Annotated in this window: 23 protein-coding genes and 10 tRNA genes; 14 read left to right on the top strand and 19 right to left on the bottom strand. The window is 47.4% G+C overall.

Going from position 1 to position 24,869, the window contains the following annotated elements; translation table 11 throughout:
* Together AB0763_RS01015 and tsaE are read right to left on the bottom strand one after the other, a co-directional pair.
* Positions 1–1,710: an N-acetylmuramoyl-L-alanine amidase gene (locus tag AB0763_RS01015; RefSeq protein WP_306101923.1), complete on the bottom strand. Its 1,710-nt coding sequence runs from the start codon at positions 1,708–1,710 to the stop codon at positions 1–3.
* Positions 1,704–2,168: a tRNA (adenosine(37)-N6)-threonylcarbamoyltransferase complex ATPase subunit type 1 TsaE gene (tsaE, locus tag AB0763_RS01010; RefSeq protein ID WP_306101922.1), complete on the bottom strand. Its 465-nt coding sequence runs from the start codon at positions 2,166–2,168 to the stop codon at positions 1,704–1,706. The genes AB0763_RS01015 and tsaE overlap by 7 nt, the downstream gene beginning before the upstream one ends.
* Positions 2,169–2,486: 318 nt before the next feature.
* Between tsaE and queG the strand changes: the two genes are divergently transcribed.
* A complete protein-coding gene (gene queG / locus AB0763_RS01005; RefSeq protein WP_306101921.1) occupies positions 2,487–3,614 on the top strand; it encodes a tRNA epoxyqueuosine(34) reductase QueG in 1,128 nt (375 codons plus the stop codon).
* 470 nt (positions 3,615–4,084) lie between these two features.
* On the opposite strand, the gene AB0763_RS01000 is transcribed toward queG, so the two are convergent.
* The 11 genes from AB0763_RS01000 to orn form a co-directional block, all read right to left on the bottom strand.
* A tRNA-Met gene (locus tag AB0763_RS01000) sits at positions 4,085–4,161 on the bottom strand.
* 35 nt (positions 4,162–4,196) lie between these two features.
* Positions 4,197–4,272: transfer RNA gene (locus AB0763_RS00995), tRNA-Gly, on the bottom strand.
* A 52-nt stretch (positions 4,273–4,324) separates the two neighbouring features.
* Positions 4,325–4,401, bottom strand: a tRNA-Met gene (locus AB0763_RS00990).
* A 36-nt stretch (positions 4,402–4,437) separates the two neighbouring features.
* Positions 4,438–4,513 (bottom strand) — tRNA-Gly (locus AB0763_RS00985).
* A 54-nt stretch (positions 4,514–4,567) separates the two neighbouring features.
* Positions 4,568–4,644: transfer RNA gene (locus AB0763_RS00980), tRNA-Met, on the bottom strand.
* A gap of 36 nt (positions 4,645–4,680) precedes the next feature.
* Positions 4,681–4,756, bottom strand: a tRNA-Gly gene (locus AB0763_RS00975).
* 49 nt (positions 4,757–4,805) lie between these two features.
* A tRNA-Met gene (locus tag AB0763_RS00970) sits at positions 4,806–4,882 on the bottom strand.
* A 35-nt stretch (positions 4,883–4,917) separates the two neighbouring features.
* A tRNA-Gly gene (locus AB0763_RS00965) sits at positions 4,918–4,993 on the bottom strand.
* Between the two features lie 36 nt (positions 4,994–5,029).
* Positions 5,030–5,105 (bottom strand) — tRNA-Gly (locus AB0763_RS00960).
* Between the two features lie 36 nt (positions 5,106–5,141).
* A tRNA-Gly gene (locus tag AB0763_RS00955) sits at positions 5,142–5,217 on the bottom strand.
* A gap of 171 nt (positions 5,218–5,388) precedes the next feature.
* Positions 5,389–5,934 carry an oligoribonuclease gene (gene orn / locus AB0763_RS00950; protein ID WP_306101914.1) on the bottom strand — a complete coding sequence of 182 codons (546 nt, stop codon included), beginning with the start codon at positions 5,932–5,934 and terminating at the stop codon, positions 5,389–5,391.
* Positions 5,935–6,062: 128 nt separating this feature from the next.
* Here orn and rsgA point away from each other — a divergent pair, with 128 nt between their 5' ends.
* The 4 genes from rsgA to AB0763_RS00930 all read left to right on the top strand — a co-directional run bounded on the left by rsgA (position 6,063) and on the right by AB0763_RS00930 (position 10,403).
* Entirely contained in the window at positions 6,063–7,121 is a 1,059-nt protein-coding gene (gene rsgA, locus AB0763_RS00945; protein ID WP_306101913.1) for a small ribosomal subunit biogenesis GTPase RsgA, read from the top strand.
* Positions 7,122–7,261: 140 nt separating this feature from the next.
* A complete protein-coding gene (asd, locus tag AB0763_RS00940) occupies positions 7,262–8,119 on the top strand; it encodes an archaetidylserine decarboxylase (RefSeq protein ID WP_306101912.1) in 858 nt (285 codons plus the stop codon).
* A gap of 130 nt (positions 8,120–8,249) precedes the next feature.
* The gene (locus tag AB0763_RS00935) at positions 8,250–9,137 is read left to right on the top strand and encodes a DMT family transporter (protein ID WP_306101911.1); all 888 of its coding nucleotides are present in this window, start codon (positions 8,250–8,252) and stop codon (positions 9,135–9,137) included.
* Between the two features lie 282 nt (positions 9,138–9,419).
* Positions 9,420–10,403, top strand: coding sequence for a DMT family transporter (locus AB0763_RS00930; RefSeq protein ID WP_306101910.1), 984 nt, complete (start codon positions 9,420–9,422; stop codon positions 10,401–10,403).
* Between the two features lie 95 nt (positions 10,404–10,498).
* Here the strand turns inward: AB0763_RS00930 and gpmM are convergent, their stop codons facing one another.
* Entirely contained in the window at positions 10,499–12,031 is a 1,533-nt protein-coding gene (gene gpmM / locus AB0763_RS00925; RefSeq protein WP_306101909.1) for a 2,3-bisphosphoglycerate-independent phosphoglycerate mutase, read from the bottom strand.
* 348 nt (positions 12,032–12,379) lie between these two features.
* Between gpmM and AB0763_RS00920 the strand changes: the two genes are divergently transcribed.
* From AB0763_RS00920 to AB0763_RS00900, 5 genes are all read left to right on the top strand, one after another.
* Positions 12,380–12,814, top strand: a complete 435-nt coding sequence (locus AB0763_RS00920; RefSeq protein ID WP_306101908.1) for a rhodanese-like domain-containing protein — start codon at positions 12,380–12,382, stop codon at positions 12,812–12,814.
* A gap of 112 nt (positions 12,815–12,926) precedes the next feature.
* Positions 12,927–13,388 carry a protein-export chaperone SecB gene (secB, locus tag AB0763_RS00915; RefSeq protein WP_306101907.1) on the top strand — a complete coding sequence of 154 codons (462 nt, stop codon included), beginning with the start codon at positions 12,927–12,929 and terminating at the stop codon, positions 13,386–13,388.
* A 295-nt stretch (positions 13,389–13,683) separates the two neighbouring features.
* On the top strand, positions 13,684–14,718 hold the full coding sequence (gene gpsA, locus AB0763_RS00910) for an NAD(P)H-dependent glycerol-3-phosphate dehydrogenase (RefSeq protein WP_368643499.1): 1,035 nt from the start codon (positions 13,684–13,686) through the stop codon (positions 14,716–14,718).
* Between the two features lie 49 nt (positions 14,719–14,767).
* Positions 14,768–15,589, top strand: a complete 822-nt coding sequence (cysE, locus tag AB0763_RS00905) for a serine O-acetyltransferase (protein WP_306101906.1) — start codon at positions 14,768–14,770, stop codon at positions 15,587–15,589.
* Positions 15,590–15,602: 13 nt separating this feature from the next.
* Positions 15,603–16,748, top strand: coding sequence for a murein hydrolase activator EnvC (locus AB0763_RS00900; protein ID WP_306101905.1), 1,146 nt, complete (start codon positions 15,603–15,605; stop codon positions 16,746–16,748).
* 431 nt (positions 16,749–17,179) lie between these two features.
* Here AB0763_RS00900 and rpmG read toward each other — a convergent pair whose 3' ends face one another.
* The 3 genes from rpmG to radC all read right to left on the bottom strand — a co-directional run bounded on the left by rpmG (position 17,180) and on the right by radC (position 18,657).
* Positions 17,180–17,347 (bottom strand): 50S ribosomal protein L33, encoded by a 168-nt coding sequence (gene rpmG / locus AB0763_RS00895; protein ID WP_306101904.1) that lies wholly within the window; start codon positions 17,345–17,347, stop codon positions 17,180–17,182.
* Between the two features lie 14 nt (positions 17,348–17,361).
* On the bottom strand, positions 17,362–17,598 hold the full coding sequence (gene rpmB / locus AB0763_RS00890) for a 50S ribosomal protein L28 (RefSeq protein ID WP_306101903.1): 237 nt from the start codon (positions 17,596–17,598) through the stop codon (positions 17,362–17,364).
* Positions 17,599–18,012: 414 nt separating this feature from the next.
* The gene (radC, locus tag AB0763_RS00885) at positions 18,013–18,657 is read right to left on the bottom strand and encodes a DNA repair protein RadC (RefSeq protein ID WP_306101919.1); all 645 of its coding nucleotides are present in this window, start codon (positions 18,655–18,657) and stop codon (positions 18,013–18,015) included.
* A gap of 507 nt (positions 18,658–19,164) precedes the next feature.
* Between radC and coaBC the strand changes: the two genes are divergently transcribed.
* The 3 genes from coaBC (at position 19,165) to lpxL (ending at position 22,187) form a co-directional block, all read left to right on the top strand.
* On the top strand, positions 19,165–20,379 hold the full coding sequence (gene coaBC, locus AB0763_RS00880) for a bifunctional phosphopantothenoylcysteine decarboxylase/phosphopantothenate--cysteine ligase CoaBC (protein ID WP_306101902.1): 1,215 nt from the start codon (positions 19,165–19,167) through the stop codon (positions 20,377–20,379).
* A 261-nt stretch (positions 20,380–20,640) separates the two neighbouring features.
* Positions 20,641–21,231, top strand: a complete 591-nt coding sequence (gene slmA, locus AB0763_RS00875) for a nucleoid occlusion factor SlmA (protein ID WP_306101901.1) — start codon at positions 20,641–20,643, stop codon at positions 21,229–21,231.
* Between the two features lie 2 nt (positions 21,232–21,233).
* Positions 21,234–22,187, top strand: coding sequence for an LpxL/LpxP family Kdo(2)-lipid IV(A) lauroyl/palmitoleoyl acyltransferase (gene lpxL / locus AB0763_RS00870; RefSeq protein ID WP_306101900.1), 954 nt, complete (start codon positions 21,234–21,236; stop codon positions 22,185–22,187).
* 85 nt (positions 22,188–22,272) lie between these two features.
* Here the strand turns inward: lpxL and pyrE are convergent, their stop codons facing one another.
* Positions 22,273–22,917, bottom strand: a complete 645-nt coding sequence (pyrE, locus tag AB0763_RS00865) for an orotate phosphoribosyltransferase (RefSeq protein WP_306101899.1) — start codon at positions 22,915–22,917, stop codon at positions 22,273–22,275.
* 85 nt (positions 22,918–23,002) lie between these two features.
* The gene (gene rph / locus AB0763_RS00860) at positions 23,003–23,722 is read right to left on the bottom strand and encodes a ribonuclease PH (protein ID WP_306101898.1); all 720 of its coding nucleotides are present in this window, start codon (positions 23,720–23,722) and stop codon (positions 23,003–23,005) included.
* Positions 23,723–23,892: 170 nt separating this feature from the next.
* Here rph and AB0763_RS00855 point away from each other — a divergent pair, with 170 nt between their 5' ends.
* On the top strand, positions 23,893–24,759 hold the full coding sequence (locus AB0763_RS00855; RefSeq protein WP_306101897.1) for a YicC/YloC family endoribonuclease: 867 nt from the start codon (positions 23,893–23,895) through the stop codon (positions 24,757–24,759).
* Positions 24,760–24,869: the final 110 nt, after the last annotated feature.

The following is a 24,869-nucleotide window of genomic DNA, read 5'->3' as shown; positions in this document are numbered from 1 at the left end:
TTACTTATTAGGGATCAACAGCACTTGACCCACCGCTAGCTGATCCGATTTTAACTGGTTAGCATCGCGTAAACTGCGAGTAGACACACCGTGTTGAGACGCTATTTTACCCAAGTAATCACCGCGTTTTACTTTGTATTTTTTTACTGGTTTATCCTTGAGAGTCACGGTGATTTTCAGTTTTTGGCCCACGTGTAGAACATCGCTTTTCAATCGGTTCTCGCGCTTAATTTCACTGACGGCCACTTGATAATGCTGTGCTATCGAGCCCAAGAATTCACCTCGTTCAACGGTGTGCGTCAAGGTTTCTGTTTCCACTTTAGGGCGCTCCACCGCCGCTTGTACCTGACTGCTACTGCCCGGGATCGTCAAGCGCTGCCCCACTTGCAGTGTATTGGATTTGAGCTTATTCGCCTTAACCAACGCCGACGTTGAGGTATTGTATTGGGCGGCAATCTTGGATAAAAACTCCCCTTTTTGAACAATGTGAGTCTGGTCTGCTCGCGAAGCCAACCGGGTGCCTGGCGGAGGGTTGTCGTTTAAATAGCCAACCACCGCTTTAGAAATGGCATCGACCAATTTGTTTTGGTGGGAGGCTTGAAAGAGCAAACGCTCTTCAGTCGGATTCGAAATAAATCCTGTCTCAATCAAAATCGATGGGATTTGGGGAGAACGCAACACCGCCAAACTGGTATTGATCGGTTTGCTATTGTGTAACCGAGTGACTCGACCAAGCTGAGATAATACATCCGTGGCAAGTTTGTAGCCTTCTTTTTGCGAATGGCTAAATTGCAAATCAAGCAACGTTTGATTGACGTTTTTATCTTGAATACTGTCAGAAAAGGCCACCCCCGTACCGCCAAGTAGCTCAGATTGTCGCTCTTTATTTTCAACCCAGCGTGCAATTTCCGTGTTGGCTCGGCGGGTATTAAGTACAAAAACTGACGCCCCACGTGGTTGTGGAGAGGTAAAGGCATCGGCGTGTACAGAAATCAACAGATCGGCGTTGTTTTGACGTGCGATCGCCACGCGCTTGTCCAAAGTCACGTAGTAATCGCCAGCACGCGTCAAACGGGTGTGGATCCCGGGGACCGCATTGAGGCTTCGAGCGAGCTTTTTACCGATACTCAGCGTGGCGTTTTTTTCATAATTGCGATGAGGACCAATAGAGCCAGGGTCTTCACCGCCATGACCTGGGTCTATTACGATCAAGATATCCCGCATTGATGTTGACGGAGCTTTCGCCTGTGGTTTGGGTTGATCATAACTGGCCGCTTTGGCTTGGCGATCTTTAGCGCTGTGCGTCAAATCAACCACCAATCGATGGCCGTACTGACCCTCAGGTGTTGGCTTTAAAGTAAACAATTCAATATCGGTTTTTTTCTTGAGTTCAAACACCAGGCGATACGTCGAAGGCTCTGGTGGCGAGCTTTGACGTATTTTCGACAAAACTGGACTCTCTGTCACCGACTTGGGCAATGTCACTTTCATCTTAGTGTCTTTTAAATCGACCACTAATCGCGAAGGACTACTTAGCGTAAAGTAACTATAACGGGCCTCATCATTAAGATCGATCACGACCCGAGTATCATCCGGCGATGGCCAAACTCGAATGCCATTGACAACATTAGCCCATGTCAGTGTCGGGATCAGGCTACACAATAAAGCAGCGGCAATCCAAGCCGCTGAAAAAAAACGTCGACTCAACATAACTCCAATTGTTCTAATAATTGTTGTGCGTATGGCGTTCGCGCCACGATCTCAGCTCGGCGCTGCTCGCCATGATAAGTAAAAGTAATTTCAAAATCAGGTTGTGGTAACAAGGCCTGACCTTTTTCTGGCCACTCCACCAAACACAAAGCTTCTGGTGTAAAATAGTCGCGAATACCCATAAACTCCAACTCTTCAGGATCCGCTAAGCGATAAAGATCAAAATGGTACACGCTCACCCCATCGAAATGATAAGGCTCAACTAGGGTATAAGTAGGGCTTTTCACCTTGCCTTGATGCCCAAAAGCACAGACAAAACCTCGGCTAAAAGTGGTTTTCCCCGCCCCGAGATCACCGTGTAAAAAAATCGTGGTTTGCTGCTTACAAGCGTTTGCAAGTTGTTGGCCAAGCGCCACAGTTGCGTGCTCATCGGGCAAAAAAATCGTTGGGTGACTCATGATAAAAGTACTCTAATCAAAAACAGCGACAAAACAAAAATATAGTAAACCTTTGTCCTTTTACTCGACAAGCCTAGGATTGTCAGCAATCAGACAAATAGCCGACAATAGTAGTCGTTTTCCGCACTAGTGTCACTTTTTAGCCAGTGAACAGACTCGCTTTTCACGCCAGAATGGCAAGTCGATAACCGGTCAATGACCCCACAGTAAAAAACCGAACGAATGAGCTGAAAAAGTGCTCGAAGCTCGCTATCCTCTCTGGTTTCAAGCGCAAAGATCCGTTAAGATCCTCGCCCTTCAATTTTCTGGAGTTCAACCATGGATTACACTCTACTGGCAGAAAAAATTAAAGCCTGGGGCAAGGAGTTTGGCTTTCAAAAAGTAGGTATCTGTGACGTTGATCTTAGAGAGCACGAAGGGCAACTGCAACGTTGGCTAGACGCTGGCTATCACGGCAGTATGGATTGGATGGCTCGCCACGGTATGATGCGCGCTCGGCCTGCCGAGTTACACCCAGGAACCGTGCGCGCGATCAGTGTGCGAATCAATTACCTACCGCCAGAAGCGCAATTTGCGGCAGACCTCAAACAACCACAGCAGGCTTATATCAGTCGCTATGCCCTTGGTCGTGATTATCACAAACTCGTCCGCAAGCAACTGACTAAGCTTGGCAAACGCATTGAAGAGGAAGTCGGCCAGTACGGATTTCGTCCCTTTGTTGATTCGGCCCCCATCCTCGAGCGACCATTAGCCGAAAAAGCAGGCTTAGGCTGGACCGGAAAACACTCTCTTATCTTAGACAGCGAGTCTGGCTCTTGGTTCTTTTTAGGAGAGTTATTGGTCGACTTGCCTTTGCCTGTCGATCAACCGGTCGAGAATCAATGTGGACAATGCAAAGCCTGTATCACCTCGTGCCCAACCGATGCCATTATTGCCGATGGCGTGATTGACGCGCGGCGCTGTATTTCGTATCTGACCATAGAGTACAGCGGTGTGATCCCCGAAGAATTTCGCCAAGCCATCGGTAACCGCATCTATGGCTGTGATGACTGTCAATTGGTGTGTCCCTGGAATCGCTTTTCCGATATCACTGATGAAGAGGATTTTCATCGCCGCCAAGCCCTTGAAGACGCTGATTTACTCAGTTTATTTTCCTGGGATGAAGCGACGTTTCTCGACAAAATGCAAGGCTCGGCCATTCGCCGTATTGGACACGAACAATGGCAACGCAATTTAATTATCGCGATGGGCAATGCCCCTTATCGACAAGAGATTGTCTCGGCGCTTATCGCAACTCGCGGCAAAAGTGATTTACTCGACCCACATATCGAATGGGCGCTAGAACAGCAGCAAAAGCAATTACCCACGGCCGTTCGCTCGAGTATTGAACGCAAAAAACAACGATTAATTCGAATCGTAGAAAAGGGGCTGCCAAGAGATGCTTAATCGTTTGCTTTAAACTCGTCAAGTACTCAATGTGGAAAAAGCGTATAAAAATCACGTTTTACGATGTGCTGAGAAAAGTTAAACACAAACTGAATTAATGACAAAGATCAAGGAAAATTTAGTGAATGATCCTGATCTTATCAAGCTATTTCCTTTTATCACAGTTAAAAACAATTAAAAACAACAACTTAAAGCACTAGTTAGAATATTATATCGAAATTTATCGAGTAAAGATCCAAAGCTACTAGCACTATTCCCCATCCTGAAAACACTTTATCAACCAACTTATCCACAAGTAATAAAATGTGGATAACTCTGGGGATTATCTTGTTTATTTTTCAAGAATACGAGGAATAACGAGGCGAGCAAGCCGATTGATTTCTTCCACAACGAAAGAAAACAAAGCTTGTAATCACAAATCTAGGGGGATGATGCTTCTCAGCATTAGAAAAGAGCAAGAATCCAAAATGTGGTTGCGGGGGCCGGATTTGAACCGACGACCTTCGGGTTATGAGCCCGACGAGCTACCAAGCTGCTCCACCCCGCGTCCGTGTTATCACTGATGCGATAATGTGTAAATTTTGGAGCGACACACGAGGTTCGAACTCGTGACCTCAACCTTGGCAAGGTTGCGCTCTACCAACTGAGCTAGTGTCGCAAGAGAAAGTCTATCTTTCTTGAATTGTGATGATGGCCATCACGATAAAATGTGGTTGCGGGGGCCGGATTTGAACCGACGACCTTCGGGTTATGAGCCCGACGAGCTACCAAGCTGCTCCACCCCGCGTCCGAGTTATCGCTAATGCGATAATGTGTAAATTTTTGGAGCGACACACGAGGTTCGAACTCGTGACCTCAACCTTGGCAAGGTTGCGCTCTACCAACTGAGCTAGTGTCGCAAGAGAAAGTTGATATCTTTCTTGGATTGCGATGATGATCATCACAATAAAATGTGGTTGCGGGGGCCGGATTTGAACCGACGACCTTCGGGTTATGAGCCCGACGAGCTACCAAGCTGCTCCACCCCGCGTCCGTGTTATCACTGATGCGATAATGTATAAATTTTTGGAGCGACACACGAGGTTCGAACTCGTGACCTCAACCTTGGCAAGGTTGCGCTCTACCAACTGAGCTAGTGTCGCAAGAGATTTTATCTCTGCTTAAAACAATGATATATCACTGTTTTAAATGTGGTTGCGGGGGCCGGATTTGAACCGACGACCTTCGGGTTATGAGCCCGACGAGCTACCAAGCTGCTCCACCCCGCGTCCGTGTTACCGCAGATGCGATAATGTGTAAACTTTGGAGCGACACACGAGGTTCGAACTCGTGACCTCAACCTTGGCAAGGTTGCGCTCTACCAACTGAGCTAGTGTCGCTTCGTCATTGTTGAGTACAATGAAAACTGTATAATTTGGAGCGACACACGAGGTTCGAACTCGTGACCTCAACCTTGGCAAGGTTGCGCTCTACCAACTGAGCTAGTGTCGCTTTGTCATTGTTAAGTACAATGAAAACTGTATGTTTTGGAGCGACACACGAGGTTCGAACTCGTGACCTCAACCTTGGCAAGGTTGCGCTCTACCAACTGAGCTAGTGTCGCTTTAACAACGTTTCCGCTGTTTAGGGCTGCGAATTATAAGTGCTTTTTTTTGTGATGCAAGTCCTTCTTACACTTTTTTTGCTTTTTTAATTCAACCGCTGCAAAAATAACCAAAAAGTCAGCTATGCTCATTTTGCGAGATCGACGATCCCGCAAAAGCACGGTTTAAAATCAAATTTTAAACACGTGTTGTCGATAATACTTTAACTCAGCAATCGAATCGCGAATGTCGTCCAACGCCAAATGACTGCCTTTTTTGTTGAGGCCCTCGAGTAAGTCAGGTGACCAACGTCGAGTCAGTTCCTTGATGGTACTAACGTCGAGATAACGGTAGTGGAAATACGCTTCGAGCTCTGGCATGCCCTCAACTAAAAAGCGTCGGTCTTGGCCAATACTATTCCCGCAAATCGGTGACTTGCCTTTGGGTACCCATTGCTCAAGAAAGGCGATTGTTTGTGCGGCCGCCTCAGCTTCATCAATATCGCTTTGACGCACGCGCTCAACTAAGCCACTTTCTGTGTGTGTACGAGTACACCAGTCGTCCATTTTCGCCAATTCATGCTCAGGCTGTGTAATGGCGATCACTGGGCCTTCAGCCAACACATTGAGCTCAGCATCGGTCACTATGGTAGCAATTTCAATAATTTTATGGGTTTTAGGATCCAATCCTGTCATTTCAAGATCTATCCAAATCAAATTTTGTTCACTGGATGACATCAGTACGACCTATTTGTTTGACGGTAAAAAAGGTAATATAGACTACATTAGCAAAATAGATGGGTTCGCTCCAAACGATCTAAAAGATTGTTGTGTTAACTCTCACGTTTATCAATTGAGCATTCACAGTGGCAAAAAGAAAGAAATTAACCAAAGGTCAGGTAAGACGCGTTCGTCATAATCAGCAAAGAAAGCTGAAAAAAGAAGAGCAAGTTCAATGGGATGAACACATGCTTGGCGAACTGAAATCCGGTTTGGTGATCACTCGTTTCGGCCAGCATGCCGATATTGAAGACCAAGATAACGGCCAAATCCATCGTTGTAACTTACGCCGCGGGATTGAAAGCCTGGTCTCTGGCGATCGCGTGCAATGGCGTATTGGCTTAGAGTCAATGGCAGGGATTTCGGGTGTGGTTGAAGCGGTCGAACCGCGCTCTTCCATGCTAACTCGCCCCGATTATTACGATGGTTTAAAGCCTGTTGCTGCCAATGTTGATCAAATGGTGATTGTCTCTGCCGTGTTGCCTGAGTGTTCACTCAATATCATCGATCGCTACTTGGTTGCCGCACACACGTTAAACATTGCCCCATTGTTAGTGCTCAATAAGGTCGATTTATTGGACGCCGAGCAACGCAACGAACTGGAGGCACAACTCAACCTGTACACCGAACTGGGCTATGACGTACTTTTGGTCAGTAAGGAGACTGGGGAAGGTATCCCAAAACTGGAACAACATCTGCTCGACAAAAACAATATTTTTGTCGGTCAATCTGGAGTGGGTAAATCGAGTTTAGCCAATGCGATTATGCCAGAGCTCAACATTGAAGAAGGCGAAGTCTCGGAAAACTCTGGACTAGGTCAACACACAACGACCGCCGCGCGTCTTTATCACATCCCTTCGGGCGGTAACTTGATTGACTCCCCCGGAGTTCGTGAGTTTGGCCTTTGGCATTTAGAACCAGAACAAATCACCGAAGCCTATCGCGAATTTGAACCTTTTTTGGGTGGCTGTAAATTTCGCGACTGCAAGCACAAAGACGATCCTGGCTGCTTATTACAAGACGCGGTTTCGCGGGGAGAGATCTCACCGATTCGCTTTGAAAACTATCATAAAATCGTTGACAGTATGTCGGAAAACAAAGCCAATCGACAATACTCTCGCGACAAGAGTTCTGATTTGTCTTAACGGCTCGATACGCCCCATATGGGCAGGTGTTTATTCGCTGACAAGTCCTCAAAAGTTGAGTAATATCTAGCTCTTGTCTAATAATAGACCAATCACAAGCACGGGTGATTGGCATTTCACATACTTTATCGGAAGACATCATGGACAAATTTAAAGTTGGGTTGCAATACTGGTTACCACAACACAGATTAACTCGCTTAATGGGCAAATTAGCCGAGGCGCGCGCGGGAAAATTAACCACTTGGGTGATCCGTTGGTTTATCAAACACTATCGCGTCAACATGGCCGAAGCCAAATTCAGTGACCCAGCCCATTTTGCCACCTTTAACGACTTTTTCACTCGCGAATTAAAAGAGGACGCTCGTCCTATTGAACAAGATAGCGAGGTGCTCGTGCATCCTGCTGACGCGTGTGTCAGTCAATTCGGCCCCATCGATTCTGGCCGCTTAATTCAAGCCAAAGGACATGATTTTTCAGCACAAGAGTTACTTGGCGGCGATGCTGAACTGGCGAAAGAATTCGACCAAGGCCAATTTGCGACCTTGTATTTATCGCCCAGTGATTATCACCGAGTTCACATGCCTTGTGATGGAACCCTGAGACAAATGATCTACGTCCCTGGCGATCTGTTTTCCGTCAACCCACTCACAGCGCAAAATGTGCCGAACTTGTTTGCACGCAATGAGCGCGTGGTGTGTATTTTTGATACGGATGTGGGCCCTATGGCTCAGGTTCTGGTTGGTGCGACCATTGTCGGCAGTATTGAGCAAGTTTGGGCCGGAACGGTCACACCACCACGTGGTAGTAGTGTGTATAAATGGAACTACCCAGCCCAAGGTGAACATGCCATAACACTGAAAAAAGGCGAAGAAATGGGGCGCTTTAAATTGGGCTCAACCGTGATTAACCTCTTTGCCAAAGACGCCATTCACTTTGACGAGAGCATGGCCAATGACGTAACCACTCGACTCGGTACCGCTTACGCCAAACGCGCATAGCCCTGTCTTCACTCGCAAACGTCCTGGTTTGCGAGTGTTCATTGGCGAGTACAATGACTCGCGAACTCAGCTCGTTATATTTTGAAAATACGGCACGCTCACGTGGCAGCCAAAGTAGGAATACTTATCAATGGGGTATGAATATCTCGCTCTTGGTGCGGCCTTTTTATGGGCGGTGTCCACGTTACTGTCGGTGCAGCCGGCCTCTCACCTTGGTTCATTTGCTTACAGTCGCTGGCGTATGGCCTGCAGTGCGCTCATGCTCTCACTACTCGCTTGGTGGACGGGAGGGTGGCAAAGTTTTGAGGCTTGGGCATTATTGCCCATGGCTTTATCTGGGATAACGGGCATTTTTATCGGCGACACGGCATTATTTGCTTGTTTTAACCGCATGGGGCCGCGACAAGCGGGGCTGTTATTCTCGTGCCACGCTGTTTTCTCAGCATTATTGGGCTATTGGATTTTTTCTGAGACCATGACGGCTTGGGAGTTATTTGCCGCACTCTTAGTGTTTTCTGGTGTCGTAACGGCGATTTTCTTTCGCAGTAAGAAACCCACTCATCAACTAGAAAACCTCAAAGGCTCAATGGTCGTTGGTGTCTCTCTAGGTCTACTTTCTGCACTGTGCCAAGCCCTAGGGGGGATATTTGCCAAACCTGTGGTGGATACCGGGGGGATTGATCCGATCGCGGCATCTGCCATTCGCATGATTACGGCCTTTGTCGCTCATGGTGCTTTGTGGCTGCTCGGCTTTAAAGTCACTCGGGCATTGCGCCCCATTAACGTGCGTATATTCGCCATGACAGTCCTCAATGCCTTACTGGCCATGGTGATTGGTATGACCTTAATCCTGTTCGCCCTGCAAAAAGGCGATGTCGGTATGGTGGCGTTATTATCCTCAATGACCCCGATCATGTTGTTGCCTTTGTTGTGGTTTTACACCAAACAGCAACCGAGTATTTACGCTTGGTGCGGCGCCATTATCGCAGTGATTGGCAGTGCTATATTGGTCAGTTAGCGCGCCTGCAACGCCGTGCCTGCGGCGTTGTGTCGCGTTTTAAGTGACTCTATTTCCTACCCGCACTGGCTATTCATGCCATATTCACATCACACTATTGAGTGATCTAAATCACATAATTACTGGTTTTTTTACTGTCCTCTGGTTACCCTAATCAACCTTGAGCAGCCGAGCTTTATTACCGCTTAGCTTTGCTCATTAGGTTCATCAACAAAATTCGAAGAATACGCAATACATTCTTTAACCGCTTTCCTTTCTACACACTTTTCGATTAGGTATACAATGAGTTTTGGTTATTTTTGCATCTTGATTTCAACCTTGTTTTTCAGCTCGATTGAAATTGTCTTAAAACTCGTCTCCGCTGACTTTAATCCCCTTGAGCTTAATTTTCTTCGCTTCGCCATTGGGTCTGCGATGCTTTTTCCTTTGGCCCTACGCAGCCTAAAACGTCTCAACATGCGTATTGAAGCCCGCCATTGGCCGCGGTTTCTCTTTACGGGCTTTTTGTGTGTTGTGGTTAGCATGACCTGTTTTCAACTGGCCATCAGTTACACTCAAGCCTCTATTGTCGCGATTTTATTCAGTTGTAATGCCGTGTTCGTCATTCCGCTTGCCCATGTATTACTGAAACAAACCATGAATTGGGTCAGTGTCGGTTCGTTGCTATTAAGTGTGGTTGGGATGATCTTTATTCTCAACCCTGAACACATGCCGAACACAACAGGAGTGATATTGGCATTGCTCTCTGCTTTGGCTTTCGCGCTCTATGGTATTACAGGCCAAGTCGGGCAAAAAAAGTACGGCTACAATGGCCTAGTGCTGACGTTTTTCAGTTTTTTCGCCGGTTCACTGGAAATGCTGCTATTAATGTCACTGACGCACCTCCCTATCGTATCAGAGGGTTTGACGAGCTTGGGACTGGCTCAATTTAGTCAACTGCCAATCATTGCTGGGATTAGCTGGCAAAGTTTACCTACGTTAATCTATTTGGGTATTTTTGCGACGGGCTTTGGCTACGCTTGTTACTTTATGGCGATGGAGCGCACCTCTGCCGCGACAACGTCAGTCATTTTTTATATCAAGCCCGCGTTAGCCCCCATTCTGGCTTTGCCCATTCTCGGCGAAGTTTTACACATCAATACCGTAATTGGCATCGGCTTTATCATTGCCGGCTCAGCATTAATGCTTTGTGCTAAACCCTTAATCCAGTGGCGAAACAATTTGCGCACACGCCGCCTACTCCACAACGAATCTCAGTGGGGATAAATAACGCTCGTTACATAAAAAAAGTCCCGTTCATCATGAACGGGACTTTTTTATCCGTCGGCACTAGGACAATGCCAAGCTCACTTCACCTCTGATTATTTAACCAGAGATTCACCTGTCATTTCTTCAGGTTGTGGTAGGTCTTTTAGAGCCAACATGGTTGGTGTCAAGTCGGACAAACGGCCGCCATCTCGCAACTCAATGGCTTTTTCACCAACGTAAACCAGAGGAACGGGCAAGTTGGTGTGCGCAGTGTGTGCCCCACCCGTTTTAGGGTCGACCATCATTTCAGCGTTGCCGTGATCGGCGGTAACCAGCATTTGACCGCCCACTTCGCGAATCGCAGCGACGACTTTACCAAGACACTCATCAACCACTTCAATGGCTTTGACCGCGGCTTCATAAACGCCAGTGTGGCCTACCATATCTGGGCTTGGGTAGTTACAGATGATACTGTCGAACTCACCCGATTTAATCGCGGCAACTAATTGATCGGTTAATTCGTAAGAACTCATTTCTGGTTTAAGATCGTACGTGGCCACTTTCGGTGACGGAACGATCTGACGGCTTTCACCAGTAAACTCTTGCTCTGCACCACCGTTAAAGAAGAAGGTAACGTGGGCGTATTTCTCTGTTTCAGAGATGCGCAATTGTGTGTGACCTTGCTTAGAGATCCACTCGCCGTAGGTGTTTTCAAGGGACGCTGGCGGGAACGCTGTCGTCAACGGAATGTCGGCAGCGTATTCGGTTAACATCACAAAGTTGATGCTTGGGAATACCGCGCGTTCAAAGCCATCAAACTCAGGGACAAAAGTACGAGTGATTTGACGTGCACGGTCAGCGCGATAGTTCATAAAGATAACGCTGTCGCCATCTTGGATAGCAGAAGACTCTTGGCCTTCGGCTTGGATTAGCGTCGATTTAACAAACTCATCGTTTTCTTCGCGTTGGTACGCCGCTTCCAACCCTTCCATCGCAGACGCAAAAGTAAACTCTGCTTTACCTTGTGTCATTAAGTCGTAAGCTTGTTGCACGCGATCCCAGTTGTTGTCACGGTCCATCGCATAAAAACGACCAATCAATGAAGCAATACGACCTTTTCCGCTTTTCTCAAACAACTCATCAAAGCGTTTAAGCGTGGCAGAGGCACTGCGCGGTGGTGTATCACGACCGTCTAGGAAGCAGTGAAGGAACACTTTTTGCGCGCCGCGAGCAATGGCCATTTCAACCGCCGCATAGATGTGATCTTCATGCGCATGTACGCCACCAGGTGACATCAAACCCATGATGTGAACAGCTTTGTCGGCTTTCACAGCAGAATCAATCGCTTCAACCAGTGCCGGCGTCTCAGTAAACTCACCGTCTTGGATAGATTTACTGATGCGAGTTAAGTCTTGATACACCACTCGACCAGCACCGATGTTGGTGTGGCCAACTTCAGAGTTACCCATTTGGCCATCAGGAAGACCAACATCAAGGCCTGACGCTGTAATTAGGGTGTTTGGGCATTCCGCCATCAGTGAATCCATCACTGGGGTATGAGCATTGGCAACCGCATTGCTCTCTAATTCTTCGCGATGGCCATAACCATCGAGAATTACTAAAGCGATTGGCTTCTTCGCAGACATAGTTGAGACCTCGTAAAATTTTCAAAGAGTCACCGGACTCTTAACTTTAAAACTCAGGTAACTTTACTACAATTTATCCCCAAAACTGTAGCGGATATCGAAGAAAAGTGCGTAAAAATCGTCGCTTTCCAAGAAAAATCACTACTGTCTTGATGTAAATCAGGTAAAGCCTTACCCACTATTATACGCCTTTTTGACTTGAAGCTCGATGGCCATGCCGATGGTGATGATTTTTTCTATCGAGTGAGCGAATGTGCGCTAACGCACGTTGTTAAGCTCGATTAAGCGCTAGAAGGTCGTTATACTCCTTGCTCATTGATTTTAATTTCAGTCTATAGAGCAGCGGACATGCAAGAGTATATTGATTTTTTCCAAAACAACATGATTCTTTCCTTGGTATGGTTAGGTCTATTGATCGCCGTTATTTCAATGACGATCAAAACAAGCAGTGCAGCTTACAAAACCATTAGTGCTCATCAAGTGACGCACCTTATCAACAAAGAAGAAGGGGTAGTAGTCGATATCCGCAGTAAAGAAGACTTTAAACGTGGTCATATCATTGACTCATATCACGTTTTACCAACGGATATCAAAGAAGCTCGCTACCCAAGCCTTGAAAAGAAAAAACAAAGCCCCATCATCTTAGTATGTAAATTGGGCAATACCGCACAACAAAGTGCCAACGAATTAGTCAAAGCGGGCTTTGAAAATGTTCACGTTCTAAAAGGCGGCATCAGCAGCTGGCAAGAAGCGAACCTGCCTCTGATTCGCGGGAAAAAATAACCCATCACATTCTCGTTCGCTGCTTTTGTCGTTAATTTGTCAACTTAAGCAGCGACAATTGCGATTTGGCTCAGTAAGATGCTGAGCATTATTATTGAAAAAGGATTCACTCATGGCTGATGCAGCACCACAAGAAGAACAAAACTTCGTCATTCAACGTATTTTTCTAAAAGACGTTTCTTTTGAAGCGCCTAACTCTCCAACCATGTTCCAAAAAGATTGGAACCCAGATGTGAAGTTAGACCTGGATACTCAAAGCCGTGAGCTGGGTGAAGGGGTGTACGAAGTCATTCTTCGTCTTACGGTGACAGTCAAAAACGCCGAAGAAACCGCCTTCTTATGTGAAGTTCAACAAGGTGGTATCTTTACCGCGAGCAACATGGAAGCCGGTCAGCTCGCACATTGCTTAGGCGCATTCTGCCCGAACATCTTGTTCCCATACGCACGTGAAACCATTTCTAGCCTAGTGGTTAAAGGGACTTTCCCACAATTGAACCTAGCGCCGGTTAATTTTGACGCTTTGTTTATGAACTACCTGCAGCAACAAGCTGGCGAAGGTGAGGCAAACGCCTAATCGCGAGGTTAGCAAGGAGATAACTCGGTCTCGTTACGATTCGGGTTTCCCTTTATTGACTAGATCAAATGCACATTGTCTACACAGCGATGTGCATTTTTGTTTTACTCTGAGCCCAAATTTGTTTTACTCACAATAAAAAACAAATCGCGGTTTCACTAATATCGTGCACACCATTGGGCCGATGGCGGCTCAAGACCAAGACGTGACATCCAAACATGGCAAATGGCTATAACCATTTTTCAAGCTGTGTCATAATTTTAATAAGCACCAACTTCATTCTAGGGTCATGATCATGAGCAATGCGACAGAAACCTCAGCGCTTATTTCTACTCACCATATGTCCGTGATTGGCGCGGGCTCATACGGTACTGCCTTAGCGATTTCACTGGCGCGCAATAAAGCCAATATCCTCCTTTGGGGCCACAACCCAGAAAAAATGGCCACTTTGGCACAACAGCGATGCAATCAAGAGTTTTTACCTGACATCACTTTCCCCGACTCACTCACCATTGAAAGTGATTTAAAAGCGGCGGTACAAGCCAGTCGCGATCTTTTAGTGGTGGTACCCAGCCATGTGTTCGCCGATGTTCTGCAGCAAATCAAGCCTTACCTGCGTCCAGACTCTCGCCTTTGTTGGGCAACAAAGGGGTTAGAACCAGAAAGCGGTCGTTTATTACAAGATGTTGCAAAAGAGGTACTTGGCGACCACTACCCTCTGGCGGTATTATCGGGACCAACGTTTGCCAAAGAGTTAGCTCAAGGCCTGCCAACCGCGATCTCTGTTGCTTCACCTGATGCTGATTTTCTCGCGGATTTGCAAGAGACGATTCACTGTCAAAAAGCGTTTCGAGTTTACGCCAATCACGACTTTATTGGCATGCAATTGGGTGGTGCCGTTAAAAACGTGATCGCCATTGGTGCGGGTATGTCTGATGGGATTGGTTTTGGCGCCAATGCTCGTACCGCGCTCATTACACGAGGCTTGGCAGAAATGTCACGTTTAGGCAGTGCACTCGGTGCACAACCTGAGTCCTTTATGGGGATGGCTGGGCTGGGCGATCTCGTGTTGACCTGCACCGACAACCAATCGCGCAATCGCCGGTTCGGTTTAGCGCTAGGCCAAGGCAAGGACGTTGTCAGTGCGCAACACGATATTGGCCAGGTTGTTGAAGGCTATCGCAACACCAAAGAAGTCTGGCTATTGGCACAACGAGAACAAGTTGAAATGCCCATTGTTGAGCAAATCTATCAAGTATTGTATCTAGGGAAAGACGCGCGCCAAGCTGCACAGGATTTATTGGCCCGCGATAAAAAAGCCGAAGTGTAGTTAAGCCCTAGGATTGTGGTTAATTGAGATGTGTAAGGTTCATTGATTGATGAAACATTGTGAAAAACAAAAAGTATGGCGCACTATCGTCAGCGAAGCCCGCGAACTTTCTGAGCAAGAGCCGATGCTCGGCAGTTTTTATCACGCGACGATCATTAAACACGACAGTTTGTGTGCTGCTTTGAGTTACATTCTCGCCAACAAACTCAATACCCCATCCATGCCAGCCATGGCAGTGCGCGAAGTCGTTGAAGAGGCGTTTGCCGCCGATCCAAGCATCACAGACTCCGCCGCTTGTGATATTTGCGCTACCGTGACACGCGACCCTGCCGTTAACTTGTATTCTATGCCTTTGTTGTATCTCAAAGGCTATCACGCTCTGCAAGGCTATCGCGTCGCCAATTGGCTTTGGAATCAAGGTCGTTATGCACTGGCCACGTATTTACAAAACCAAATTTCAGTGGCGTGCCAGGTCGATATCCACCCAGCGGCCAGAATCGGTAAAGGCATCATGCTTGATCACGCGACGGGGATTGTCATTGGTGAAACCGCCGTGGTCGAAAACGATGTTTCGATTTTGCAAGATGTCACCTTAGGGGGAACGGGTAAAGAATGCGGCGACCGCCACCCGAAAATCCGCGAAGGGGTCATGATTGGCGCGGGAGCCAAAATATTGGGCAATATCGAAGTTGGCGAAGGCGCCAAGATAGGATCGTGTTCAGTCGTGTTACAAGCGGTTCCACCCCACACGACCGTGGCGGGTGTCCCAGCTAAAATCGTTGGTCGCCCACAAAGTGAAAAGCCCTCTTTGGATATGGATCAAGCCTTTAACGGCAAAAACAAGCAGTTTATGTATGGAGATGGCATCTAGGGACCACCCCGCCATGACGTCACGATTAATGATGAAAATTCGCTTCACGACACCTAAGCCGATCGGGCTTTGTATGGCTCTTGCCTTGGGGTTACCCTTGGTGAGCGCCCCAGTCATCGCCGCTAACCAAAATGAACTCAGTGGCGTCAAGAATGAGATTACCCATCAGCAACGTCAAATTAGCTCACAAAGCAAGCAGCTTGACCAGTTGCAAGCCGAACTCAAAAAGCAAGAACTGGAAATTTCAGCCATTAATCGCACCATCGCTAAACAGGAAGGCACTCGAGATCAAGCGAACCAAAAGCTGACCGACATCGAACGCCAGATTGGGTTACTGACAGACAAAGAAAACGAACAAAAAGAGCAACTCGAGGCGTTAGTTAAATCTTACTACTTAATGGAAAAGGCCAAAGATGCCACCCATATTCTGCGCCCAAGTGAGTCCGAAGACCGAATTAGTCAATACTTTCAGTATCTTGCTGCTTCACGAGCACAAGCACTTGCCTCTTTAGAAGACACTCAAAAACAACTGACAGCGCAGCAACAAGCCGCTCAACGGGAAAGAGAGCGACTCGATAAAGCCATTGCTGAGCTAAAACAAAAACGTCAAGACCTGGCTAAGACCCGATCTTCACGACAAAATACCATTAAGGGCATTCAAGGCAAAATCAGCCAAGGTCAAAACTATCTCAACGAGCTGAAAAAAAATGAGCAGCGCCTCAAAACGGCCATTGCTGAAGCCAAGCGACGAAGTCAAGTTGCCATGGATGGACTCAGCCGTCAGAAAGGCCGACTGCCTTGGCCTATCAAAGGACGTTTGTTGCATCGTTATGGCACGCTGCAATCCGGAGAAATACGCTGGAAAGGCATCGTCATTGCCGCGCAATACCAGCAAAAAGTCAGTGCAGTATACTCTGGTACCGTCGTCTTTGCCGACTACTTACGCGGCTACGGTCTCGTAGTGCTCATCGACCATGGTAAAGGGGATATGACACTTTACGGCTACAATCAAACCTTAATGAAAAAAGCCGGTGATAAGGTGCAAGCCGGCGACACCATCGCGTTAGCCGGTGATACCGGGGGCCAATCTGAGCCTTCGGTCTATTTTGAAATACGCCGTAATAGCCAAGCCAACAACCCGCTTAATTGGTTAGATTAACCTTATATCAATCTGATTAAGTCTGTGGTCAGTGATAGCGCAGAATCAAGCTTGAGAACAAGGCAACCTATTTGCTTATCAATACAAAACAGTGAGGCGTTGTTCTACCAGTTATTTTCTTCACGAGGTTATCGCGTTTTTTAACCCGCTAGGGTGACCTGCTACTCAGTTAGATTGGTATAATTCGCTGTAGCCGATGATAACGCGAAAGCTTGAGAGTAAAGCACGCCCTGTCTTATCCGATACCAGCCTAAGCCGTGATTTTCTATCCGCGCCTTTCCTAACACAGTGAGTCAGTTATTTCGTGACGAGGGCGACCAGAACCTCAGTTTGAGTGGAACAAAAACCGCGCTTTGGATCATCAACCACCAAACCACAGACAATAAAAAACCCAGCCAAAGCTGGGTTTCTCTTAAAAGAATAAAAACTAATTACTTAATTTTTGCTTCTTTGTAAACAACGTGTTTGCGAACAACCGGATCAAATTTCTTGATCTCGAACTTGCTTGGCATGTTACGTTTGTTTTTGTCAGTAGTGTAAAAGTGACCAGTACCTGCAGAAGATACTAGACGAATTTTTTCACGAATGCCTTTAGCCATTTGCTTAATTCCTCTTAAACGTTTTCGCCACGTGCACGGATATCAGCAAGAACGGTTTCGATACCTTTCTTGTCGATGATACGCATGCCTTTGGCAGTCAGACGTAGTTTAACAAAACGTTTTTCGCTCTCTACCCAGAAACGATGAGTTTGTAGGTTCGGCAGAAAACGACGCTTAGTAGCATTTCGTGCGTGTGAACGGTTGTTACCCGTTACTGGACGCTTACCAGTTACTTGGCATACTCGGGACATGAATGTCTTCTCCAAATCGTTTCAGCTCTATATCAACCTTGGTGTCCGAACCTCAGGAGAGGTAAAAACGGCTATGGGAAAATCCATACAAGGCTATCAAAGGTCGCGCATTATACTAACTTGATATGCATTGCTCAAGACCCGAACAGATCCTTTTTGCAGATCTTTTGATCTTTTTTATCGCCGAGCTGATTAAGGTTGATAATTTTAGTGGGCGAATGATAGCAGAATCTCAGCATCTCACAACAAAAAAGTTCAATATCCGCCCATTTGAAGTGAATATTTTTTCTTCACTGGTGATAAATACCGCGATTTTCTCCATTTCATCACTTTGTTGCCTTTTTCATCACCTCAATCACGGTGAAAATACTTTCGGCCGTGAGATCCTTCTCGCCTGTCCACTCGAGATAACGTTTAAATCCACCCTCGCTCAGCAAAAGACACCAATTCGCCATCGCCAACCACAAAGTGGTCCAATATTCGAATATCCACTAACCCCAAGGCATCGACCAGTCGGTCGGTGATGCGCCGGTCAGCTTGACTGGGCTCGGCTACTCCCGACGGATGGTTATGCGCCAGAATCAGCGCCGCCGCATTATGGGCTAGTGCCTGCTTGACGACCTCACGAGGATACACACTGGCCGAATCTATCGTGCCTTCAAATAAAATTTCTTCGCCAATCACTCGGTGTTGATTGTCAAGAAACAACACAAAGAAGACCTCTCGCGTCCGATCTCGTAATTTGGCACTCAAATAACAGCGGGTGTGTTGAGGACTGGTCAAGGCCTCCCCCCGCTCAAGGCTTTCCGCAAAATAGCGTGATGACATTTCCAAAACCGCTTGCAGTTGCGCGTACTTAACCGCGCCTAACCCCCGGTGCTGGCAAAACTCATCCATCGGTGCGCTGAACAAATCGCGCAAACAACCAAAGTGCTCAATCAAGGACTCAGATAAAGCCATCACCGATGTACCTTGATAACCGGTGCGTAAAAAAATCGCTAGCAGCTCGCTGTCGGTCAGAACTTGAGCCCCGAAATGGAGGAGTTTTTCCCTCGGCATCATGTCGCAAGATATCGTCTCTGTTGCCCCCAGAGCGCGCTCGTTGGGCAAAGGGGCAACCCGGCCATTAAACGTGGTTTTCATCTTTCCTTCCCTTGTGTCATTTGGGTCTACAACACTCATTTCAGTCGATAATTGACCTCAAAACGAGCCGCTCTCTTGCGCTTTGGGAAGTGCGATGATCAGATTCATCTTTTGCGCACAGTAAGATACAAATAAACTGTGATCGATTCCGAATAGAAAGTTTTTTTGATTCACACAGGTCTTCTACTGTCTAACGCCCTTTTCCTCTCGCTTTGATATTGAAACGAGTCAAGTCCAACAACAAAGGAATCATGTTGCCATTCAACTGGAGGAAAGCCCCTGAGGCGAGCAGCCCTTGTGAGGATTTGGCATTGGGTCAGGGTGTGAATGAACGTGAAAATTAACATCGAGAGTTTGATCTTAGTAATTTCGAGCTCATTGGGCTGTGCTATGATTGGTTGATTGATATTTGGGAGCTGAGGCATGAAGACATTAGAAGGAAAAAACATCGTTTTGGGCATTACAGGGGGCATTGCCGCCTATAAATGTGCGGAGCTGACCCGCCGATTAACAGAAAGAGGCGCGGCGGTGAAAGTTGTAATGACAGCAGCGGCCAAAGAGTTCATTACCCCATTAACGATGCAAGCGGTGTCTGGCCACCCAGTCGCCGACAGTTTGCTCGACCCAGCGGCAGAAGCATCGATGGGTCATATCGAGTTTGCCAAGTGGGCGGATTTAATCTTGGTCGCTCCGGCCAGTGCCGATGCGATTGCGAGAATCACTGCCGGCATGGGTAACGATTTATTAACCACCTTAATTCTTGCCAGTGAGGCTCCCCTCGCCATTGCTCCTGCCATGAATCAGCAAATGTATCGTAACTTGGCCACTCAAGATAACCTGACCACCCTGCAACGCCGTGGCGTCCAGTTGTGGGGCCCCGCCAGTGGTGAGCAAGCGTGTGGTGATATCGGCCCTGGTCGCATGCTAGAGCCCATGGATTTAGTCGCACGTTGTGAGCATTTTTTTGCGCCTAAACCCTTTGCAGGCATCGAGGTGCTCATCTCTGCCGGTCCGACTCGTGAGGCGATTGATCCTGTGCGATACATTACTAACCACAGCTCAGGTAAAATGGGCTACGCGTTAGCCTCTGCCGCGCAACAATTGGGGGCGAAAGTAACACTGATCAGCGGCCCGGTTAATCTCGCTTGCCCAAATGGTGTTGAACGCATTTGGGTCGACAGTGCAGAAGACATGTACCAAGCGGTGATGGAACAAGCCGTAAGACATCAGGTGTTCATCAGTTGTGCCGCCGTGGCAGACTATCGGCCGATGATCGTCGCAGAGCAAAAAATGAAAAAGACCGCAGACAACGATCACTTAGTCATTGAAATGGTCAAAAACCCCGATATTGTTGCCAGTGTCGCCGCGTTAACCAAGCAGCGCCCGTTTACGGTCGGTTTTGCCGCGGAAACACAAGACGTGGCACGATATGCCCAAGATAAATTGGCAAGAAAAAACCTCGATATGATCTGTGCCAATGATGTTTCAGTACAAGGGCAAGGGTTTAACAGTGACAACAACGCAATGACCTTGTATTGGCCGCAAGGACAAAAAGCCCTGTCACTGGAGAGTAAGCACAACTTGAGCTTTGCTATTTTATCGCAAGTCCACGACTTGTATCGCCAAGCCAAGTCATAATATTACGCCCAGCATGACCACCTTATCTTCGGCAAGAGCCTGTTCACGTTCTGATATTGCTTAAGGATATTTAGACGATAACGTGTCGATGTTCTTGTTCTCAAGGGCATCGATTTGGCCAGACTGTGTTATTCTACCCTCTCTGTTTCTGACCTATTTTTCACTAACCCTTGTCAATTTGATGGCAAACCTAGAGTCTCAACGTCGAGAAGCTTATAATCGCCCTCGCTCTCGACAAATCGAAAAAGGATGATATGTATAATGGCGGGTACTAAGAAAAATAATCGTCGTGATGAGATTTTACAAGCTTTAGCCCATATGCTGGAATCGTCCGACGGCGCTTCTCGCATTACCACGGCAAAACTTGCCAAACAAGTTGGGGTATCTGAAGCGGCACTTTATCGACACTTTCCCAGCAAAGCCCGTATGTTTGAAGGCTTAATTGAGTTTATCGAAGAAACCTTGTTTCCACGTATCAACCTGATTTTGGATGAAGAAAAGGACACAATGCAACGTTTGCGCTTAACTCTTCAGCTCATTCTTACCTTTGCAGAACGTAACCCTGGCTTGACACGCATTTTATCGGGTCATGCTTTAATGTTTGAAAATGCTCGTCTGCGCGATCGGATCAATCAACTGTTTGAACGCTTAGAGATGCAAATTCGCCAAATATTGCGCGAGCGACAATTGAGAGAAGGCGTGGCCTTTAGCGTCAGTGAAAACGTGTTAGCGGCCCAATTGCTCGGTCAAGTCGAAGGCAGTTTGAATCGCTTTGTCCGATCGGACTTTAAATATCAGCCAACCGCAAACTTTGAGCAATATTGGACTTTACTGAGTGAACAACTGAAATAACCATGAACAACGACTTAAAATACTCTGCCCCTACCTTTACCTTTTCGATGCTGCACCCCAAAAATTGGGGCGTATGGTTAGGGTTTGGTTTTCTCGCCATTATCGTCAATATATTGCCGTATTCAGTCTTGGCAATGTTAGGCCGTTCAATGGGAAAATTCGCCATGCGTTACGCCCAAAATCGCGTTGCGGTTACCCGTCGTAACTTAGAGCTGGCCTTTCCTGATAAACCCGCACACGAAGTCGCGGCGATCGTTGAAGAAAATTTTAAAAACACGGGGATGGCGTTTATCGAAACCGGCATCGCTTGGTTTTGGCCCACTTGGCGTTTCAAACGTTTGATTGCAGTTAAAGATGTAACGTCGCTGCTCGAGCATGCCGAAAACAATAAAGGGGTGTTACTTTGCTGTGTCCATGCATTGAACTTAGAAATCACCGCTCGCGCTTTTGCCGTCTTTGATCTACCTGGCTACGGCGCCTTTCGCCCCCACAACAATCCCGCCTATAACTTTATCCAATATTGGGGGCGGACTCACAACGGTAATCTCTTGATTGACCGAAAAGACGTCAAACAGATGATCCGCGTATTGCGCCAAGGTGAGCGGTTATTTTACCTTCCCGATCACGATTACGGTCGCAACAAATCGGTTTTTGTGCCCTTTTTTGCGATTGATGATGCTTGTACCACCACAGGAACCAGTATTTTAGCCTACACCAGCCACTGTGCCATTGTTATTGCCTCTGGCTTTCGCAACTCGGAAAACCGCTACGAATTAATCGCCGATGAATCGATCGAGGCAAACTACCCGAAAAAAGATCCACAAGCGGCCGCGGCCTACATGAACAAGTATGTTGAAAAGCTGATATTAAGAGCGCCCGCCCAATGGATGTGGCTGCATAAACGCTTTAAGACCATGGCCGACCCAGCAATGAAAAAAGGCTGCCGCTACCAGTAATGGTGGGCTTCACCTAAACCCATACCAAAACGCCGCCCTACATTGAGGCGGCGTTTTTTATCGGGTGAGTTGACGCTAAAAAGGGTTAGGCCACACCGTATTGCGCACGGTAAGCTTTGACTGCGTCTAAATGGGCTTGGCTCGCGCCTTGTTCTTCAAGATACGTAACCAAATCGCCCAAGCTGATAATAGAAACCACTTGGCAAGCAAAATCACGCTCGACTTCTTGAATGGCTGACAGCTCTGCTTTGCCTTTTTCTTGACGATCTATCGCCACCAACACACCGGCCAAATCCGCGCCTTTAGCCTGAATCAAACCCATTGATTCGCGAATGGCGGTTCCCGCGGTAATGACATCATCGACCAGCATAATTCGGCCAGCTAAGTCACTGCCCACTAAGTTACCACCTTCACCGTGGTCTTTGGCTTCTTTGCGGTTAAAGCAATACGGCGTATCGATATCGTGATGATCCGCCAGGGCCACTGCCGTGGTCGTTGCAATGGGAATACCTTTATAAGCAGGGCCAAATAAAACATCAAAGTCGATGCCAGCATCCACCAACGCCGCAGCATAAAAACGGCCTAAACGCGCGAGGTCACGCCCGGTATTAAACAAACCAGCGTTAAAGAAATAAGGACTTTTACGGCCGGATTTCAAAGTAAACTCGCCAAACTTAAGCACTTCTTTCTCTAAGGCAAATTCGATAAATTCACGCTGGTACGCTTTCATGGTTTTCTCTCTTAATGATGGTTAAGCCATGGCCTCTGGGGCCGACTACAGACAAAAAAATAGCCCCCAATTGGGAGCCATAAAATCAATCTTGCTCTAACGCTGCTTTTTGCGCAGCAACAATGGTGCTGATCCCCTGCTTGGCACTGGCCAATAAGGCGAGCAACTGATCATGGGTGAAAGGTTCACCTTCTGCTGTGCCTTGAATTTCGATCATGGCACCGCTTTCGGTCATGACCACGTTCATATCGGTATCCGCGGCTGAGTCTTCGACGTATTCTAAATCACACAGTACATCATCACCTAACAAGCCGACCGATACCGCAGCAACATGGCTCTTCATTGGATTTTTTTTCAGCTTACCCGCTTTGATAAGGTGGGCAAAAGCATCAGCCATCGCGACACTCGCGCCACTGATCGACGCGGTCCGTGTGCCACCGTCCGCTTGAATAACGTCACAATCAACGGTGATCATACACTCACCCATGGCTTCTAGGTCGACCACGGCGCGTAAACTACGGCCAATTAAGCGTTGAATTTCCATCGTGCGCCCGCCTTGCTTACCATTGGCCGCTTCGCGACGTGTGCGTGAGTGTGTGGCACGAGGTAACATGCCGTATTCTGCCGTCACCCAACCTTTGCCTTGGCCTTTTAACCAACGTGGCACCGAGGTTTCGACCGATGCGTTACACAACACCTTAGTATTGCCAAATTCGACCAGTACTGAGCCTTCTGCATAAGCTGTGTATTGACGAGTAATTTTAATTGGACGCATTTGGTCCGCTTGGCGATCGTTTGGGCGCATAAACTGCATACCTTTTATTGGGTGACATAATGTGGCTGCAGAGTATACCCAAATCTTGGTCAGCAAACCAGTGATCCCCGGTCCAAGCGGTTAAGAGGTCGCACCAGAATACCCCATCTGTTACTATAAGCCGCAGTTTATTTACTCTCATTTTAACTAAGGACGATTCGATGATCTTCAGCATGACGGCGTATGCACGCAAAGAAGTGAAAGGCGATTGGGGCAGTGCCGTTTGGGAAATTCGCTCCGTCAACCAACGATACCTAGAAACCTATTTTCGCATGCCTGAACAGATGCGCAGCCTAGAGCCAGTGCTGCGCGAGCGTTTTCGCAAGCGCTTAGCCCGCGGTAAGGTAGAATGTCACTTGCGCTTTGAGGCGAACCCCGCCGCCAATACGGAGCTAACCATTAATGAGACCTTAGCTCAACAGGTGATTAACTCTGCCAATCAAATTATGAAGATGACCGGTGAAGTCAGCCGTATTAACCCTTTTCAGGTGATGCAGTGGCCAGGTGTGATGGAAACCCCAGAACAAGATATGGACACCATCAATAAGGCTTTGTTGGAAGGCTTTGAACTGGCCCTAAGCGAGTTTATTGAAGCGCGCGGCCGTGAAGGCAGTAACATGCGCGATTTGATCGAGCAGCGTCTTGAGGGTATCAGTGAAGAAGTCGTCAAAGTACGCGCCCGCATGCCGGAGATTTTGCAATGGCAGCGCGAGCGTTTGCTGACCAAGTTTGAAGAAGCCAAGATTGAACTTGATGCCAGTCGCGTTGAGCAAGAGCTGATCCTTCTCGCCCAAAAATCCGATGTCGCGGAAGAGCTTGACCGCCTAGAGTCTCATATTAAGGAAACCCGCAATATCCTTAAAAAGGGCGGCGCCTGCGGCAGACGCCTCGACTTTATGATGCAAGAGTTTAACCGCGAATCAAACACGCTGGCGTCGAAATCAATCAGTACCGATATCACCGCTTCAGGGGTTGAACTCAAGGTGTTAATCGAGCAAATGAGAGAGCAGATCCAGAATATCGAATAGTGCTTTAAGGTCATTTAACCTATCCCCAAAATTGCTAGGACATCAGTGCCAAAAGCCATCTCAAAAAGGGGAAGCCTTACTCAACGAGAAGGCTACAAACACTTTTATGC

Origin of the sequence: Vibrio sp. HB236076 (assembly GCF_040957575.1) — a bacterium.
GTDB lineage: Bacteria > Pseudomonadota > Gammaproteobacteria > Enterobacterales > Vibrionaceae > Vibrio.
This window is presented reverse-complemented; position numbering and strand designations above follow the sequence as displayed.

Bases quoted from the DNA above. Each gene is read 5' to 3' on its own strand.
- AB0763_RS01015 (WP_306101923.1), bottom strand. From the start codon at position 1,710: ATGTTGAGTCGACGTTTTTTTTCAGCGGCTTGGATTGCCGCTGCTTTA.
- tsaE (WP_306101922.1), bottom strand. From the start codon at position 2,168: ATGAGTCACCCAACGATTTTTTTGCCCGATGAGCACGCAACTGTGGCG.
- queG (WP_306101921.1), top strand. From the start codon at position 2,487: ATGGATTACACTCTACTGGCAGAAAAAATTAAAGCCTGGGGCAAGGAG.
- orn (WP_306101914.1), bottom strand. From the start codon at position 5,934: ATGTCATCCAGTGAACAAAATTTGATTTGGATAGATCTTGAAATGACA.
- asd (WP_306101912.1), top strand. From the start codon at position 7,262: ATGGACAAATTTAAAGTTGGGTTGCAATACTGGTTACCACAACACAGA.
- AB0763_RS00935 (WP_306101911.1), top strand. From the start codon at position 8,250: ATGGGGTATGAATATCTCGCTCTTGGTGCGGCCTTTTTATGGGCGGTG.
- AB0763_RS00930 (WP_306101910.1), top strand. From the start codon at position 9,420: ATGAGTTTTGGTTATTTTTGCATCTTGATTTCAACCTTGTTTTTCAGC.
- gpmM (WP_306101909.1), bottom strand. From the start codon at position 12,031: ATGTCTGCGAAGAAGCCAATCGCTTTAGTAATTCTCGATGGTTATGGC.
- AB0763_RS00920 (WP_306101908.1), top strand. From the start codon at position 12,380: ATGCAAGAGTATATTGATTTTTTCCAAAACAACATGATTCTTTCCTTG.
- secB (WP_306101907.1), top strand. From the start codon at position 12,927: ATGGCTGATGCAGCACCACAAGAAGAACAAAACTTCGTCATTCAACGT.
- gpsA (WP_368643499.1), top strand. From the start codon at position 13,684: ATGAGCAATGCGACAGAAACCTCAGCGCTTATTTCTACTCACCATATG.
- cysE (WP_306101906.1), top strand. From the start codon at position 14,768: ATGAAACATTGTGAAAAACAAAAAGTATGGCGCACTATCGTCAGCGAA.
- AB0763_RS00900 (WP_306101905.1), top strand. From the start codon at position 15,603: ATGACGTCACGATTAATGATGAAAATTCGCTTCACGACACCTAAGCCG.
- rpmG (WP_306101904.1), bottom strand. From the start codon at position 17,347: ATGGCTAAAGGCATTCGTGAAAAAATTCGTCTAGTATCTTCTGCAGGT.
- rpmB (WP_306101903.1), bottom strand. From the start codon at position 17,598: ATGTCCCGAGTATGCCAAGTAACTGGTAAGCGTCCAGTAACGGGTAAC.
- radC (WP_306101919.1), bottom strand. From the start codon at position 18,657: ATGCCGAGGGAAAAACTCCTCCATTTCGGGGCTCAAGTTCTGACCGAC.
- coaBC (WP_306101902.1), top strand. From the start codon at position 19,165: ATGAAGACATTAGAAGGAAAAAACATCGTTTTGGGCATTACAGGGGGC.
- slmA (WP_306101901.1), top strand. From the start codon at position 20,641: ATGGCGGGTACTAAGAAAAATAATCGTCGTGATGAGATTTTACAAGCT.
- lpxL (WP_306101900.1), top strand. From the start codon at position 21,234: ATGAACAACGACTTAAAATACTCTGCCCCTACCTTTACCTTTTCGATG.
- pyrE (WP_306101899.1), bottom strand. From the start codon at position 22,917: ATGAAAGCGTACCAGCGTGAATTTATCGAATTTGCCTTAGAGAAAGAA.
- rph (WP_306101898.1), bottom strand. From the start codon at position 23,722: ATGCGCCCAAACGATCGCCAAGCGGACCAAATGCGTCCAATTAAAATT.
- AB0763_RS00855 (WP_306101897.1), top strand. From the start codon at position 23,893: ATGATCTTCAGCATGACGGCGTATGCACGCAAAGAAGTGAAAGGCGAT.